General features: G+C 71.4%; 1 protein-coding gene. It reads right to left on the reverse strand.

The features are described 5' to 3' along the window. Positions 1-521 (reverse strand): aminotransferase class I/II-fold pyridoxal phosphate-dependent enzyme (locus tag HA630_RS01765; protein WP_166832177.1); only part of this gene is annotated, 521 nt, incomplete at both ends.

Below are 521 nucleotides of genomic sequence, written 5' to 3' on the forward strand. Positions count from 1 at the left end.
GGGTACAGCGCGGGCGGCGCCACCAGAAAGCCCAGCCGCAGCCCAGGGGCCAGCACTTTGGAGAACGACCCCAGGTACACACAGCCGGCGGGGTGCCGGGCGGTCAGGGGCGCGGGCGGTGGAGCGTCGAACCACAAGTCACCGTAGGGGTTGTCTTCCACGATGGGTAGGCCCAGGCGCTGGGTCTCCGCGCTCAGGGCGGCCCGCCGCGCCTCGCTCATGGTGCGTCCGGTGGGGTTCTGGAAATTGGGCAGCAGGTACATGAAGCGCGGGAAGCCCCGGGCCGGGGTCAGGTCCAACTGCAGCAGCCGGCGGCGTTCCGGGGTTTCGGACGTATCGGCTGTCTCGTCGCGCAGGCCCAGGGCCTGTCGCAGCCCGGCCAGCGCCGGACCTTCGTCGTCGCCGGGCACGCCCACCACCTCGGGCTCCATCGGGCCAAAAGCCTGCAGCGCACCCAGGTAGGTCGGGGTTTCCACCAGCACCCGGCTGCCCGGGTCGATCAGCACCTTGGCCACCAGGTC

Source organism: Aquabacterium sp. A08, assembly GCF_011742065.1.